Raw genomic sequence first — 13,915 nt, forward strand, 5'->3', positions numbered from 1 at the left:
ACCACCTTCCACAGCGTCGCGGGGTGGAGCAGCCCGGTAGCTCGTCAGGCTCATAACCTGAAGGCCGCAGGTTCAAATCCTGCCCCCGCAACCATACTTACCAATGCCATAACCGCCCGGATCATCCCGCGGCGGTTTTTTGTGCCCTTTTTTCGTGAGTTAGCCCTCGTTCAGCGGCTCTCATCGCGTCCCACTCGACGCCTCGGGACGCCAGGACGTCGATTTGCCTTTGGGGGTATTTTCGTGGGTATCATCCGGGCCTCGGCAGGAGATACCCCCATGGCCCTCAAGGAACTCGAAGTCCGCTACGCCACGAAGCGGGCAAAAGACTATAAACTTACCGATGGCGAAGGCCCCTATCTTCTCGTCCGCCCCAACGGCTTTAAGCTGTGGCGGATGAAGTACCGCTATGGTGGCAAGGAAAAGCTCCTGAGCTCTGGCGCCTATACCGCAGTTTCACTCGCCGAGGCGCGGCTGCGCCGCGCCAAGGTAAAGTGGTGCTGGGCGAGGGGTGTGATCCCGGTGCCGCCAACAAGCCCAGGGCACAGATGACCTTCGAGGAAGCGGCGCGCAAATGGCATGGCCACCGCCTTGACGCGCTTGATGCCGGGCATGCCACCCGGCTGTTCACTCGGCTCAAGCGCGATACCTTTCCGGTGCTTGGCAAGCTTGGGTTGTCCGTCATCACACCGACCGATGTGCTGGCGATAGTGCTGCGGGTCGAGGCGCGTGGTTCGCTCGCCGCCTCAAGCAGCATATCAGCCAGGTCTACCGTTTGCCATCGCGCATGGCTGGGCTGAGCGCGACCCGGCCGAGCATCTCGGCCAGCTGCTCAAGCCGAAGCCGCGCACCCGGCATATGCCGCGGATTGGCCGCAGCGAGCTGCCAGCGCTTATTCGTGCCATCTACGGCTATGATGGCGAGGAGACGCCGCGACGTCGCGCGGTCACCCGCGCGGCGTTGCTGTTCACACTGCTGACCTGGGCGCGGACCAACGAGACGCGCCATGCCCGTTGGGACGAATTCGAGGATCTCGATGGGCCTCCCCGGTCTGGCGAGTGCCGGCCGAACGCATGAAGATGGCGCGCGAGCATGTCGTGCCGCTGGCGCCGGCGGTTGTCGCGCTGCTCAAGGAGGTGCGGGCCTATAGCTCAGCGAATTATGTCTTTGTCGGTGAGAAGTCCAACCAGCCGATCTCGCGGAACACGATGATCTATGCTTGCTACCGGATGGGCTATCGTGGCCGCCAGACCGTGCATGGTTTTCGTGGGCTCGCCTCAACCTGGGCCAATGAGGCGGAATGTTATCAGCCCGATTGGATCGAGATGGCGCTTGCTCATGTCGAGCGCGACGAGGTGAGGGGGCGTATAACGCTGCGCTTTATCTTTCCCCGCGCCGGCGCATGCTCGATGACTGGGCCAGGTTCATCCAGCACCACCTGGTAGCGGCGTCAGCTGCCGACGAGGTGGTCTTGGCGTCAGTCGGAAGTAGCGGGCAGGGCTGTCTTGAAGACAGCCCTGCCTGACCGGCTATTCGCCCGACAGATGCGTAGCTGCGGCGCTCTTGGCGGCCTTCACGCCCTTCGGTTTGGCTGCGCTCGCGACCTTGGTGCCCGGCTTGCGGCCGAGGCCGATCTTCTTGGCCATCGCCGGGCGGCTTTCCGAATAGGTCTCGGACACCATCGGATAGTCGGCCTTGAGGTTATAGCGCTCGCGATATTCCCCCGGCGTCAGGCCGTTGGTGGCGAGGTGACGGCGCAGCGTCTTGTAGGGCTTGCCGTCGATCATCGACAGGATATGGTCCTTGGACGCCAGCGACTTCCGTACCGACACCGCAGGCATGTATTCGGTGGTGTCGACGGCGTCTGCTGCCGCCGTCTCGCCGCCACCGGCCAAGTTCAGAATGGCGCTGTGCATGCTGCTCAGAAAAGCCGGGACCTGCTCGGCGTCGATGCGCGTGTTGGGATTGCCCAGCCAGGCAATGGTCAGTTCGGTGGCAAGCTCGACCGCATTCGCGGTGTCGGTGATGGTTTCGTCAGCCATGGTTTATCCGGATGGGAGTGGCAGGAGTGTTGAAACGCTGCGCGGTTCCAGAGAACCGTAAACGGCCATGTCACAGCAACGTTCTTGCAGCTCGCAGAAGAAATTTCTAGTTTGTCTCATGCCGTTGGAGGTGTCGTTGTTTATTCAGCGACGTATTTTTCACGCGGGATATGTGAGATGCTCCGTTTCAGATCAAATTGGCGAGGCAGCACGAACGGCAGTATATGCCGACCGTTATATCAGCCATCCCAAGTGCATATTCAGGTGGTGGGCTTGTTCCATCTTCGAGAAGTGGGTGGCGTAGCGCAACGCTGCGCGAACGAGCGCTGAATGTGGGCTTTTCATAAAAGCTGACGCTCAACCTGTAGCGTGCGAAAGACGAAATTGTCCCACCTCACGCCATTTGGGACGGCTGAAGCCGTCCCGTTAATTGATCCCAACGAGAACGTCTGCGCCGTCTCGCTCGCCGTTCCCTTGCCAGACGGCCAGCTCACCTTCAGGGCTGGTTCATCGGACGCATGTGTAAGGGCGTGAGTTTAGTGAGGTGACCAAAGATGCGGGGATTTCTTCCTTTACTGGCGGGCAGCCTGGTTATGATGAATGTTCCCCAGCATGCGTCCGCGACTTCTACCCAGGTGCCCAGATCCGATCAGGACCGATTTCGACAGACCTTCTACGCGGAATACAGTCGGCAAATGGAACAGGGTGGCTATTACGATGCCATCAAGGCGCGGCGCGGCACGCCATTACCTCTGCGTATCTTCGACTGCCGAGGTCGGCTTTGCCTCGTTGCCATGACGATCGCTCCCAAGTTCGATGATGCCCTGTTCCTGGTGACTGTGAACGAGGACAACCGCGTCAGTCGTATGACCCCTGTCACGCCCTACGGTGCCGCGATTGATAAGGCGGCTTTTATCGGATCGCCGCCGCGAACCGGGATAGTGATCACGTCTCGTACCCATATGGGAACACCCGCCAGGCAGTTATTCGAGCTGTGCGGCGACACGGTTGGCAGGCAAGTCGCGATGATCACCGGTGCGGGCAAGGCCGAAGCCGTCGAAGGCGACGCCGCCGCGCTGACGCGAGCAACTCGCGAACTGCGAACATTGCGACGGCCGATCGGCTTCTAGGCGTGTGTGCTAGCATTACAGTTGCCTTCTTAATCGGACATGCGCCCGTTGTGCGGCGGCTTGGTGGGCGCGTCGCCAGCATGGCCATGCGATGACATGACGAGACTCGATACGCCGCTGGGCCAGCCGGATGACGATACGGCGGATTTCCTGGACGGATAAGCGTATCAGGTCCGTGGTTTCGTTCGAGCTCTTTTTGGGGGCGCGGCATTGGCGTGGGTGCGGATGGCCGCCAGCATCACGAAGGCCAGCATGACAAGCGAGACGTGCCGGTGCCAGCCATGCCAGTAACGGGTTTCGATGGTCGTGCCGGCCGGGCTACCCAAGTCGTGAAGAAGGCAAGGTCATCACCCGCAACGTGGCGGCGGATCAACAGGCCCCTGGTCCATGTCCCGACTGCGCCGTCGATATATTCGTCGGCTTCGAGGTCGGCGAGTTCGAAATAGGCCCAGTCATGGACGCGCTCGCCCTTGGTACCCTGTCCCGCCGACAGACGCTGCCAGGCACCAGGATCAAGGTCATCTGAGATCTGCCTGGCGGTGCCCGCGACGACCGGCTTGTCGCCCCATTAGCCGAAGCGATGGTCACCTTTCACGCCCAGCACATAGCCCCCTTCGGCAGGCTCAGGACAGGCTTGCCGGCATGGCGCTGCATCTGCTCGATGTCGCCGACGCCGTAGACCGCATCCGCCGGACCCAGGCGAACGGCATGTCGGCCGCAATCGCGCGTTCGATCATCTTCGCCGCCAGTGCCGGCTTGGTCGCGAATGCCGTGCCCTCCGGCACATGCGCGGCCGCCAGGCGTACCGGGTTAGCGCTCCAGCTTTTAGGCAGATAGAACGCACGGTCGACGAAAGCATGGCCCTAGACGAGACATAGGCGGCGAATACGCCGATCCGGCAGTTGGTCACCTTGCACGCCGACCCGGTATATTGGCGCCCCACGCCGCGCGACGCCTTGCCCTGCTTCAGGAATCCGGTCTCATCAATGACCAGCACCGCATCGTCAGCGCCCAGGTGCTCCAGCGCATAGTCGCGCACGACGTCGCGCAGGGCATCCGCATCCCACCGTCCGCGGCCCAGGATCGCCTGCTGTCACCATGGCCCCGCATCGCCGGCCGCCTCGGCGCGCATCCACCGGGTCTTGCGGCTCGTCGCCTAGCAGGCCATCCAGAAAACTGTTCTCCGATGTCGCAACACGCGCCTGGCTGAACAATGGCCGCATCCGCGCCTTCACCTCGCGCAGCGATGATGCCCAAAGCTCCAGCGTCGCCTCGATCGATGCCCCCGTCACCACCTCCTCGCCATGGTCACCCATTGATTCAGAACATGATCAAAAACGCAACTGTAATGCTAGGCGGCGTCTGCATTTGCAGGATTCCCATTTGAGGTGAGTTCTGATTCAAGGCTAGCGAAGGAGCCGAGCCTTGGGCAGACGCACGCTGACGGATGAGCAATGGGAGCGGATCGCGGCTTATCTACCGGGCCGCGAGGGAACATGCGGCCGCAGCGGCGTGGACAACCGGCTGTTCGAGGACGCGATCCTGTGGATGGCTGGCAATGCGGCGCGCTGGCGCGATCTACCAGAGGTATTCGGCAAGTGGACAGGGGGGCATGCCCGGTTCCGACGCTGGTCGCGTGCCGGTGTATGGGAACGACTTTTCCATAGCCTGGCTGATAGGCCGGACTTCGAGTGCGCCCTCATCGACAGCACCATTTCGAAAGTCCATGCCGATGCGGCAGGCGCAAAAGGGGGGGGCTGAAACTGCCGCGATCGGGCGATCTCGCGGTGGCCTGACGACTAAACTGCATGCAGTCGTCGATGCCATCGACCTGCCGATCCGCATCCATCCGACGCCCGGGCAATGGGGCGATCGTCCCCAGGCCGAGACACTGCTGGCTGGCTTGAACGGCGTCGGCCACGTCATCGTCGATGCCGCTTATGACGCCGATCACCTACGCACCTTTATCGCCGACGACCTTGGCGCAACCGCGCAGATCAAATCTAACCCGAGCCGAACCGCCAAACCTCCCATCTACTGGCGCCTCTACAAGGAGCGCCATCAGGTCAAATGCTTCTTCAACAAGCTCAAGCGTTTCCGTCGCATCGCCCTGCGCTGCGAGAAGACCATCTCCGCTTTCTTGGGCTTCGTCCATCTCGCGTGCGCCATGATCTGGCTACGCTAAATGCAGACGCCACCTAGTCGCTGGATCGTTTGTTAAGTCGGCGATATCGTCCGCATAGACTACTTGTCGAGAAATATGTCCCTGAAGGTTTGCCGGGCACGGCGGGACTATCGGGACTTCGGTTCAGATGCCGCCGTAATGTCCGGTCGGAAACCCCAAGTTGTAGGGCTATGGCGGCCATCGTCATATCAGATTGGGCGAAAGCGCGCTGCGCGTCGTTAATGTCACTTGGCGTAAGCGCTGAAGGCCGACCAATTTTTTGACCACGCGCACGCGCCTCTGCAATTCCGGCACGGGTTCGCTCACTGATGAGTGCACGTTCGAACTCCGCGAGGGCCGCCATCATATGGAACATCAGTCGTCCCCCGGATGATGTCGTATCGATATTCTCCATGATTGACTTAAAATGGACATCCCTTTTGCCAAGTTGGTCGATCAGCGTGACGAGCCCAGTCAGCGAACGGCCTAGGCGGTCGAGTCGCCAAACGATCAGTGTCCCGCCAGGACTAAGATTCTCCAATGCAGCTTCCAGACCGTCGCGATCGAAATTGCAACCAGATCGTCCCTTGTCGACAAATATTCGTTCGCAGCCTGCAATTTTAAGTGCCCTAATTTGGAGATCCACCTTTTGATCATCTGTAGAAACTCGCGCATAGCCCACAATCATGTTTCGTTTCTCCCATGGCCACAACAGAGGGTTTCGCGTGCTGGGGTGCGATTCACTTTACAGGTGGTGGAATAATGAAGCACACCCTCCCTGAAATATTATTCTATTCTGTGAACCTGCGTGGCCAAGGTATAGACGTTTATTCCGCAAATTTAGCACAAACTTGCAGGAGGCAATCTAAGGTTAGGACCATCGAAGTGAGTGTCGCGATCTGATCCAGGCTTCGCAAAAAGGCTGGAATGCGAACTGTTTGGCTGATGGATGAAGAGATGGAGCGGCTGCGGCTGGTCTTTCCCAAGGGGCACCACAAATTTCGGGTGAACGACTGACGGGTGCTGAGCGGCATCGTATTCGTCAGCCGGAATTGGCTGTAATGGCGAGTGCATCCAGCGAGTACGGCCTGCGAAAGGTGCTGTACAATTTGTGGAAGCGTTGGGGCGAGGGCCGTGTTTTCAGGCGAATGATGGAAGATTTGGTTGCAGCTGGCGTCGAGCCGCAGGCGGTCATGCTTGACGCAAACCCGGCATTGGCTGGGGTAAGCTCCTTTTGAAGTGGTGCCGCACGGATCCAGTCTGCGGATTAAAAGGCAATCTCGGCCGCCGGGTTGGACATGCGAAGGGCGACATGAACAAGAAGCTTCATGCCGTCGCCAACGCAGACGGCCGCCCCTTGAGCTTCTTCACGACCGCAGGCGGCAGCGCTGCTAGGCGACCTACAAAAGGCCCAGTGATAGCTCGGTGGCCGCCGCTACGACGCTGATTGGTTAAAGGGCGTTCTCCAAGACAAGGGCGTCCAGCCCTGCCTACCGGGTTGTAGATCGCGCAATGAGCGGGGCAGATACGACAAGCGGCGCTATCGGCACCGTAGGCGCATCAAGGTTATGTCGGCCAACCTCCAAGACTGGCGGTGCCGCGCTGCTCCTCGACGTTCCTCCCTGTCATCGCCCTCGCTGACACCTCCTGTGATTGCTGAGCCCCAATCCTAATCGCCAATGGTAAATATATAAAGTATATAATATCACCATAACATGTTAATTTATTAATCTATGATAAAATAATTTCTGGGAGACATGTCGAATAGTTGATGAGCAGTGATGGGTTGCATCGTGCCCCTGCTGGGCGTGCAAGGCTATATAGCAAGGCAACTCTTTTCAATATGCGAATTCCATAGCAATGGGGAATGCGTAATGAGGCGGGGATCATACGAAGAGCTAGTCCCCGCCGAAGATTTTGTTGAGTGTATTTCCGGTAGGATAGTTGCAGATAGTTTTTGGAAAAAATGGAGTGGTGTAAAACTCAGGTCGTATCAGATGGATGTTCAGAGGTTTTGCATTCCACCATTGCACGATTTTCTTATTCAGGTTTGGTCAGAGGGGAAGTTAATTCCCCACGCCAAATCTTCACAGGGCTTCGGAGAAGATAAATTAAAGACTGGAATGGCTTCTGTAATAAGTAATGCTTTTACTTGTCAGTGTGCGGTGAGAAGTCCTGTTAGGGTCACTCATATCTATCTTGAGCCCAAAAAATTCAAAGAGGTCGCGATAGATGTTTTTGACCGACATGTCGAAGAGATCAATTTGCGCAATATTCTCTGTGCTGAAGACCCATATCTTGCTAATATTGCATCCCAATTGGAGTTGGAAGCCGCAGGATTTGGTGTAGGTGAAAAGATATTCATTGACACCCTCAGGATTCAAGCAAGTATTCACTTGCTACGGAGCTATGCAAAAATAGATTTCCATGAAAATCTATGCTCAGGACTTTTCAATGTGGCGCATCGAAGGCGCATAGAGGAGTATGTTCTTCAGGAACTTAGCCGTCCAATTTTATTGGAGCAGCTAGCCGGATTATTAAATCTCTCTGTTTTTCAATTCTGTCGAAGGTTTCGGGCGACTTTTGGTATGCCTCCACATGCATGGCTCATCAAGCAGCGTGTCGCCTGGGCGAAGGAGCGCCTTCGCCAAGGCGGTACGCCGCTTAAAGAAATCGCGATGGATGCTGGATTCTCAGACCAAAGCCATATGACCCGTATGTTTCGGCGTTTGATAGGAATGACGCCCGGAGAATATCGGAGTCATTTCCACGACCGTGCCTTGTAAAAAATAGTGCGCTTGAGCCTTCACTTTACGTCTTCAGCGTCGGCACTATCTGATCGAGGTGACGTTTAAGGGTTCTTGTCGAAACCCCGAACCGGTCTGCCATCTGTTTAAGCGACCAGTCGCGCTGTTTCATTGCATGCTGAGCTTCGTCGATTTGTTGCGATGAGAGCATTCGCGGTCGCCCAAGCTGGCGGCCGCCGGTTCTGGCTGCCGCTAAACCGGCCTTCGTTCTCTCGCTGATGATGGACCGTTCAAACTCCGCTAGTGCAGCCATGAGGTGGAACATAAGTTTCCCGCCGGACGAAGCGGTGTCGATATTTTCGGTCATCGATTTAAAATGAATGTCACGTTTACCTAGATTTTCCATTAGCGCTACCAACCCTGAAAGGGATCGGCCAAGGCGGTCCAGTCGCCAGACGATTAAGGTATCGCCAGGATTCAAGGCGCGTACGGCTTCATGCAACCCGTCTCGCTTGAAATTGGTACCAGATTGGCCATGGTCGGTGAAAATATACTTACATCCCGCCTGTTGTAGGGCCTGAATCTGCAAATCCAGCTTCTGATCCTCAGTGGAAACGCGGGCATACCCAATGGCCGTCTTGTGTTCATTCATGCCGCCAGTTTGATTCAGGCGGCACTCCGTTCCGAAAGCGAATGCATGCTTGGTGTTTGACATACTACTTTTCACGTCCACGCACTTGACAATAACGTTCCTTTCTGTCCGGCGAATCAGATCGGTGAGAGATCTATAATTTGTCCAGCAAATTCAACGAATCGAATTGCTTTCGATGGTATAATCTTTTAACCGCTCCGGTATGGCCTTAATCGAACGGTTTTGGCCGCCTATATCATCCAAAATTACAGAGGTTTGGCTGGTGCTCCGGCGCCGTTGGGTCGCAGAGAAATCGCCCTTGGCGGGCCGTCTTGCGACCTTGTCCGCGGTTCGTACCCCCCTCAAAAGCAGGTGGTCGAGCATGGTGGCCTCCGGGCTAAGGCTGCGTTCGGGTGGGCGTGATGGCCGCAACTTGGCCCCTTCTTCTGGCGGGAGGCGATGGACGCCTGATCCCTTCACCGGGGGTGAAGATAGGATTTTTGGCGGAGCCGATCGTTGATCTTCGTTCACCGCACGCATCCCCACTCTACAGCGAGTGCCTCGCCCGCGCGGTGACGCGCGATGGCGCACTGCTGACCGGCGGCGACATCGTGCCCGAGCTTGAAGCAACGGACGATATCCACCTTCTTGACATGGCCGTGCTTGAGATGGTGCTCGGAGTTCTTTCCGAAGCGCCGGCGTTGCGGCTGGGCTGCAATCTCTCTCCGAATACGCTTGCGCACCCTGTGGCGTGGCGTGCTCTACTCGATCGGATCGAGCGCGATGCGATCTTGGCAGATCGCCTGACTTTGGAAGTAACAGAAAATTTTGCGCTAGACGACATTCCCGGTGCGGCTGAATCTTTGCGTCAGGTGCAGCAAATTGGCTGCCGAATTGCCGTGGACGATTTCGGCGCCGGCTACGCTGTATCGGCGCATCTTGGAGGTGTCGATGTCGATTGGGATATCGTCAAGATTGATCGCGTCTGTTTTCAAGATATTTCTAAGACGGACGCCGGCGCAGATAATCTATCGTCGCTAATCCGCCTCGCTCACATTTTCGCCCCGGCCGTCATCATCGAGGGAATCGAGACTCGTGAACATCTTGCGATAGCGCGAGAGGCTGGGGCTTCCTTTGGTCAAGGCTGGCTTTTCGAAGATGGAAAATTCCAGTTTTGGAGAGATGAGTCGTAGGCTTTGGAAATATATTCCATCATCTATTAGCATTATTAGTTCAATATAAAATGAAATGGGGTCGGTCATGGGGGATTTTAGAAACTTGAAAGAAGTTGGGCAATATTTCAATGTATTGTCTGGATGCGGGAAAAGGCCTTTCAGTCATAGGGTATTTGGTTCGCCAAGGCTCTTGAGCAGCGTCGGGGCACCGATCTTGAAGGGGCATCGCCAGTCGCGATTTGCCCGATGCTACATAGCTGCAGCAACTATTGGGGTGCTGTCATGTTCGATGGTTGCCGCCAAGGTGCAACAACAAATGCCTATCACCGCGTCGCCCGGTCAGGTTTTTCAAAATCAGGCGGCCAGTAGTGGCGCCACGACCTGCCAGCATGTGATGGGCGGATTAGGCGCGGCGCTGACCAACGGTTCACAGTTCACTTCGATGCTTCGCATAAATCGGTCGGCGCCCGACAAGCATATGATTACGTCAAAGGTTGGCATGACCTATAGCTTGCCAGACTTGAAGGGCCGGGCCGTAGGTATCCTTGTCGGGGCGCCACTTGCCTCCGGTTGTGAAGGCGAAATGATCCGGGTCGCTCCCCTGAATCGATCCTGCGAGGCGCTTGCCACCACCTTTCCCCGTGGCAGTGCGCGGACCCAAAACCTATCCGGCGTAAGCCTCTATGATTTGGGCGAAGGGCGAGGCGAGGCGATGTTGATCGACAACGGGGCTGGTTGCGTCGCCGTGACCATCGCTGGAACACGCCCCGACACCTGACGATCCGCAGGGGGCATCCCTGACCCTGCGACACAAATACGCAACTCGCAACTCAGTTCGCAGCGCCGTTGATCCAGGTCAAGTCGGCACGGATCTCGCGCGCTGTCCGTCCAAGGAACGTATCATGGGCAAGCAGCATCATCGTGGACAATCGGAATCGTTCTTCGCAAACTGGGTGGGCGGGGCAGGTTCGCTCACCCGCTTCCAGCGGCGCAGGATCATGGCAATGCTCCGTCTTGCCCATCGCGTGCTCGGCATCGATCGCAGACGACTAGCGCTCGGTGCGTGCGGCACGGCCGGTGCAGGATCGCGGGTAGCGGTTTCGGCTGGAGGAACAGGCGGGCTCGCAGCAACGCAGTTCGTCCTCGCCGGTCTGCTTTTCGCGTTGCCCATGCAGACCGAAGCGCAGACCTATGCCGCTGGTGGAGGCAGTGCGAACGAGGCGGGGTCTATCGCGATCGGGTCGAACAAGGGAGGCGCGGCACCTAGGGCCTTTGCTGACAGCATTGCGATCGGCAACAGCGCGGTAGCCGATCCGCCAGGTGACGGAACAGATGTTGCTGGGGCTGTCGCAATCGGTACGTCCGCTAGCGCCACTGGCAGCTACGCGATATCTTTGGGTGGGAACGCGCGAAGTAACCAAAGGGCAGCTGTCGCCATTGGTTACGCTGCGGCGGCTACCGGAGCATTCTCATCGGCATTTGGTGAATCGGCCCTCGCGAGCGGTAACTCCGATGTTGCTATTGGAGCGACGTCCGGCTCCGCTGTCGCGGGGGCCGGTCGTGTCTCTATAGGCTTGAGGTCGGGCCGGGAGGTATATGGTGAGAACAACATCGCAATCGGCGTCAATGCTGGACAAAATGTCGGGTCGGCGACAACCGCTGTTAACAGGACTATCGCCATTGGCGATGCTGCATTGTCTTCGGCAGAAAATGGCATCGCGATTGGCAGTTACAACGGCGTACGGGGCGCCCTTAGTTCGGGCGTTTCGGCGATGGCGATCGGTGCTGCTTCCAGCGGCAGGGTAGGGGCAACGGCCTCGGGCGCAAGTTCGATCGCGCTCGGTAGTGGGGATTCTGTGGCTCAAGGTGGAGCTGCGACGCCATCGGCGGTGAGTGGTGCCGTCGCGTCAGGGGTGCGTTCCACGGCGATCGGCGCTGGCACAAGCGCAGCTGGCATCTCGACGGTGGGTATCGGCGACTCTGCAACGTTGGGCGCTAGCGCGAACGCAATTGCCATCGGAACTTCCACCTCGATTGATGCCAACTCCGCGGCGTCCGTCGCGTTGGGTCGTTCGTCTGGTGTCACTTATGCCCAGAATGCCCTTGCAATTGGATCAGGAGCAAAGGTCAACGGAACTCCGGTGTCCGTTTCGACCAACAGCATGGCGATCGGCAATGGTGCGACGATTGGCGCTGCTGCGCAGAACAGCATCGCACAGGGTACCGGGGCAACGGTCGCCAACAACGCGCAGAATGCGATCGCGCTAGGTAACGGTGCCAATGCCGCAAAGGCGAGCGCAATCGCCATTGGCAATGGAGCGACGGCCGGCACTTCGGCACCAAGTGTTGGAACATCCGACACTTCGGGTATCGCGATCGGCGGCGGCGCATGGTCGAACTGGGGCGTTGCGATCGGCGATCAGGCCAGGACCTCAACCGATGGCTATGGCGTGTCCATCGGTCGCCAGACCTCTACGGGCTTGCGCAGCACCGCGCTTGGGTTTGCCAGCATATCGTCCGGTACCGCGTCGGTCGCGATCGGCGACCGCTCGGAGGCGCAAACCGATCAATCCGTAGCAATCGGCGCCCAGGCGATCGCAAGGGGCGGAAAGGCCGTGTCGATCGGCGCGGGAAATACGGCAAATGGTGACGGAGCTGTTGCAATCGGCGATCCGAACAATGCCACGGGCGCAGGTGCGGTTGCACAGGGTAAAGACAATACAGCCAACGGTGATGGCGCCGTGGCGATCGGCAACACCAATAATGCGGTAGGGCAAGGATCGGTTGCGCTTGGTATCAGGTCCACGACGACAGCGGCAGGCGGCGTCGCGCTGGGCGATACGGCAGCGGCAAAGGCCCGCAACGCGATGGCGCTTGGCTCCGGTTCTGCTGCCAATAACGCCAACGATGTCGCCCTCGGTGCCGGTTCGACAACCAGTACCCCGAACGCGACCAGCAGCGCTACGATCGCTGGCACGACATATAGCTTCCAGGGGACTATGCCAGGCAGCGTCGTCAGCGTTGGATCCGCCGCAAACGAGCGACAGATCACCAATGTTGCGGCGGGGCAGCTGAACGCCAGGTCCACTGATGCGGTCAACGGGTCGCAGCTTTACGCCACCAACACAGCCGTGACGACGGTCAACACGCATGTCAACCAATTGGGCGGCGATGCCGCGGCACGGCTTGGAGGTGGAGCCAGCTATGACAGCGCAAGCGGGACTCTCGGTGCACCGACCTACAATGTGGCGGGCGGCAGCTACAACAATGTCGGCGACGCGCTGATTGCGGTGAACGGCACGGCGAACAGGGGCTGGAACGTCCAGGCCAATGGCGACACCGCGACCCAGGTCAAGCCGGGTGACACGGTGCAGCTGAGGGACGGCCAGAACATCAAGGTCACGCGCAACGGCACGGACATCACGGTAGCGACGGCGGACGATCTGGTCGGGGCGAGCCTCACCACCGGCAACAGCAGGCTGGACACCAACGGCCTGGCCATCGCCAATGGCCCAAGCGTGCTGGCATCCGGCATCAATGCAGGGTCGAAGAAGATCACCAACGTCGCCGACGGCTCGGTGGCGACCGGATCGACCGACGCGGTCAATGGCAGCCAGCTCTATGCGACCAACCAGCAGATCAACAACGTCAGCAACGGCACGACGGGTGTGGTGCAGCGCACCAGCGCGACCGATGTCACGACCCTGACGGCCAGCGGCGGCACGGCGGCCAATCCGGGCAATGCCCAGAAGCTGACCAACCTTGCAGCGGCCACGCTGTCGGCGGCCTCGACGGATGCGGTCAACGGCTCGCAGCTGTACACCACCAACCAGAACGTCGCGACGGCAGCGGCGAACACCAGCACCTATCTTGGCGGTGGTGCGAATGTCGCGAACGGCACGGCACCGACCTACAATGTGGCGGGCGGCAGCTACAACAATGTCGGCGACGCGCTGATTGCGGTGAACGGCACGGCGAACAGGGGCTGGAACGTCCAGGCCAATGGCGACACCGCGACCCAGGTCA

14 protein-coding genes, 1 tRNA gene and 3 pseudogenes are annotated in these 13,915 nt (G+C 58.7%); 12 read left to right on the top strand and 6 right to left on the bottom strand.

Going from position 1 to position 13,915, the window contains the following annotated elements:
- Positions 1–17 precede the first annotated feature (17 nt).
- The 5 genes from GGQ89_RS18720 to GGQ89_RS20170 all read left to right on the top strand — a co-directional run bounded on the left by GGQ89_RS18720 (position 18) and on the right by GGQ89_RS20170 (position 1,445).
- Positions 18–94: transfer RNA gene (locus GGQ89_RS18720), tRNA-Met, on the top strand.
- Positions 95–279: 185 nt separating this feature from the next.
- Positions 280–552 (top strand): Arm DNA-binding domain-containing protein, encoded by a 273-nt coding sequence (locus GGQ89_RS20155; RefSeq protein ID WP_240456256.1) that lies wholly within the window; start codon positions 280–282, stop codon positions 550–552.
- A complete protein-coding gene (locus GGQ89_RS20160) occupies positions 549–800 on the top strand; it encodes a phage integrase central domain-containing protein (RefSeq protein WP_240456253.1) in 252 nt (83 codons plus the stop codon). The genes GGQ89_RS20155 and GGQ89_RS20160 overlap by 4 nt, the downstream gene beginning before the upstream one ends.
- A gap of 58 nt (positions 801–858) precedes the next feature.
- The gene (locus GGQ89_RS20165; RefSeq protein WP_240456252.1) at positions 859–1,077 is read left to right on the top strand and encodes a hypothetical protein; all 219 of its coding nucleotides are present in this window, start codon (positions 859–861) and stop codon (positions 1,075–1,077) included.
- Positions 1,059–1,445 carry a tyrosine-type recombinase/integrase gene (locus tag GGQ89_RS20170; protein WP_342354530.1) on the top strand — a complete coding sequence of 129 codons (387 nt, stop codon included), beginning with the start codon at positions 1,059–1,061 and terminating at the stop codon, positions 1,443–1,445. The genes GGQ89_RS20165 and GGQ89_RS20170 overlap by 19 nt, the downstream gene beginning before the upstream one ends.
- Positions 1,446–1,529: 84 nt before the next feature.
- On the opposite strand, the gene GGQ89_RS18730 is transcribed toward GGQ89_RS20170, so the two are convergent.
- On the bottom strand, positions 1,530–2,042 hold the full coding sequence (locus GGQ89_RS18730; protein ID WP_184106887.1) for a Ros/MucR family transcriptional regulator: 513 nt from the start codon (positions 2,040–2,042) through the stop codon (positions 1,530–1,532).
- A gap of 695 nt (positions 2,043–2,737) precedes the next feature.
- Between GGQ89_RS18730 and GGQ89_RS18735 the strand changes: the two genes are divergently transcribed.
- Positions 2,738–3,172: a hypothetical protein gene (locus tag GGQ89_RS18735; protein WP_184106889.1), complete on the top strand. Its 435-nt coding sequence runs from the start codon at positions 2,738–2,740 to the stop codon at positions 3,170–3,172.
- 167 nt (positions 3,173–3,339) lie between these two features.
- Here GGQ89_RS18735 and GGQ89_RS18740 read toward each other — a convergent pair.
- A pseudogene (locus GGQ89_RS18740) lies at positions 3,340–4,488 on the bottom strand (IS701 family transposase).
- Between the two features lie 109 nt (positions 4,489–4,597).
- Here GGQ89_RS18740 and GGQ89_RS18745 point away from each other — a divergent pair.
- Positions 4,598–5,357, top strand: a pseudogene (locus tag GGQ89_RS18745) (IS5 family transposase).
- A gap of 13 nt (positions 5,358–5,370) precedes the next feature.
- Here GGQ89_RS18745 and GGQ89_RS18750 read toward each other — a convergent pair.
- Positions 5,371–6,024 (bottom strand): recombinase family protein, encoded by a 654-nt coding sequence (locus tag GGQ89_RS18750; protein WP_184106893.1) that lies wholly within the window; start codon positions 6,022–6,024, stop codon positions 5,371–5,373.
- 239 nt (positions 6,025–6,263) lie between these two features.
- On the opposite strand from GGQ89_RS18750, the pseudogene GGQ89_RS20395 reads away from it, so the two are divergent.
- Positions 6,264–6,996: pseudogene (locus GGQ89_RS20395) on the top strand (transposase family protein).
- A gap of 133 nt (positions 6,997–7,129) precedes the next feature.
- On the top strand, positions 7,130–8,122 hold the full coding sequence (locus GGQ89_RS18755) for a helix-turn-helix domain-containing protein (RefSeq protein WP_184106895.1): 993 nt from the start codon (positions 7,130–7,132) through the stop codon (positions 8,120–8,122).
- A 25-nt stretch (positions 8,123–8,147) separates the two neighbouring features.
- Here GGQ89_RS18755 and GGQ89_RS18760 read toward each other — a convergent pair whose 3' ends face one another.
- Entirely contained in the window at positions 8,148–8,735 is a 588-nt protein-coding gene (locus tag GGQ89_RS18760; RefSeq protein ID WP_184106897.1) for a recombinase family protein, read from the bottom strand.
- 153 nt (positions 8,736–8,888) lie between these two features.
- Positions 8,889–9,098 (bottom strand): hypothetical protein, encoded by a 210-nt coding sequence (locus GGQ89_RS18765; protein ID WP_184106899.1) that lies wholly within the window; start codon positions 9,096–9,098, stop codon positions 8,889–8,891.
- A 38-nt stretch (positions 9,099–9,136) separates the two neighbouring features.
- Between GGQ89_RS18765 and GGQ89_RS18770 the strand changes: the two genes are divergently transcribed.
- Together GGQ89_RS18770 and GGQ89_RS18775 are read left to right on the top strand one after the other, a co-directional pair.
- Positions 9,137–9,907, top strand: a complete 771-nt coding sequence (locus tag GGQ89_RS18770; protein WP_240456254.1) for an EAL domain-containing protein — start codon at positions 9,137–9,139, stop codon at positions 9,905–9,907.
- A 271-nt stretch (positions 9,908–10,178) separates the two neighbouring features.
- A complete protein-coding gene (locus tag GGQ89_RS18775; RefSeq protein ID WP_184106903.1) occupies positions 10,179–10,667 on the top strand; it encodes a hypothetical protein in 489 nt (162 codons plus the stop codon).
- A 52-nt stretch (positions 10,668–10,719) separates the two neighbouring features.
- Here GGQ89_RS18775 and GGQ89_RS19895 read toward each other — a convergent pair whose 3' ends face one another.
- Entirely contained in the window at positions 10,720–10,911 is a 192-nt protein-coding gene (locus GGQ89_RS19895) for a hypothetical protein (RefSeq protein ID WP_221239024.1), read from the bottom strand.
- Between the two features lie 1,140 nt (positions 10,912–12,051).
- Between GGQ89_RS19895 and GGQ89_RS19900 the strand changes: the two genes are divergently transcribed.
- On the top strand, positions 12,052–13,915 hold a 1,864-nt coding region (locus GGQ89_RS19900; protein ID WP_425326514.1), incomplete at its 3' end, for a beta strand repeat-containing protein.

It is taken from the genome of Sphingomonas yabuuchiae, assembly GCF_014199595.1.
In the GTDB taxonomy this organism is placed as follows: domain Bacteria; phylum Pseudomonadota; class Alphaproteobacteria; order Sphingomonadales; family Sphingomonadaceae; genus Sphingomonas; species Sphingomonas yabuuchiae.

Excerpts from the sequence above, each read along its gene's own strand:
- GGQ89_RS20155 (WP_240456256.1), top strand. The coding sequence starts at position 280 with ATGGCCCTCAAGGAACTCGAAGTCCGCTACGCCACGAAGCGGGCAAAA.
- GGQ89_RS20160 (WP_240456253.1), top strand. The coding sequence starts at position 549 with ATGACCTTCGAGGAAGCGGCGCGCAAATGGCATGGCCACCGCCTTGAC.
- GGQ89_RS20165 (WP_240456252.1), top strand. The coding sequence starts at position 859 with ATGCCGCGGATTGGCCGCAGCGAGCTGCCAGCGCTTATTCGTGCCATC.
- GGQ89_RS18730 (WP_184106887.1), bottom strand. The coding sequence starts at position 2,042 with ATGGCTGACGAAACCATCACCGACACCGCGAATGCGGTCGAGCTTGCC.
- GGQ89_RS18735 (WP_184106889.1), top strand. The coding sequence starts at position 2,738 with ATGGAACAGGGTGGCTATTACGATGCCATCAAGGCGCGGCGCGGCACG.
- GGQ89_RS18750 (WP_184106893.1), bottom strand. The coding sequence starts at position 6,024 with ATGATTGTGGGCTATGCGCGAGTTTCTACAGATGATCAAAAGGTGGAT.
- GGQ89_RS18760 (WP_184106897.1), bottom strand. The coding sequence starts at position 8,735 with ATGAATGAACACAAGACGGCCATTGGGTATGCCCGCGTTTCCACTGAG.
- GGQ89_RS18765 (WP_184106899.1), bottom strand. The coding sequence starts at position 9,098 with ATGCTCGACCACCTGCTTTTGAGGGGGGTACGAACCGCGGACAAGGTC.
- GGQ89_RS18770 (WP_240456254.1), top strand. The coding sequence starts at position 9,137 with ATGGCCGCAACTTGGCCCCTTCTTCTGGCGGGAGGCGATGGACGCCTG.
- GGQ89_RS18775 (WP_184106903.1), top strand. The coding sequence starts at position 10,179 with ATGGTTGCCGCCAAGGTGCAACAACAAATGCCTATCACCGCGTCGCCC.
- GGQ89_RS19895 (WP_221239024.1), bottom strand. The coding sequence starts at position 10,911 with ATGGGCAAGACGGAGCATTGCCATGATCCTGCGCCGCTGGAAGCGGGT.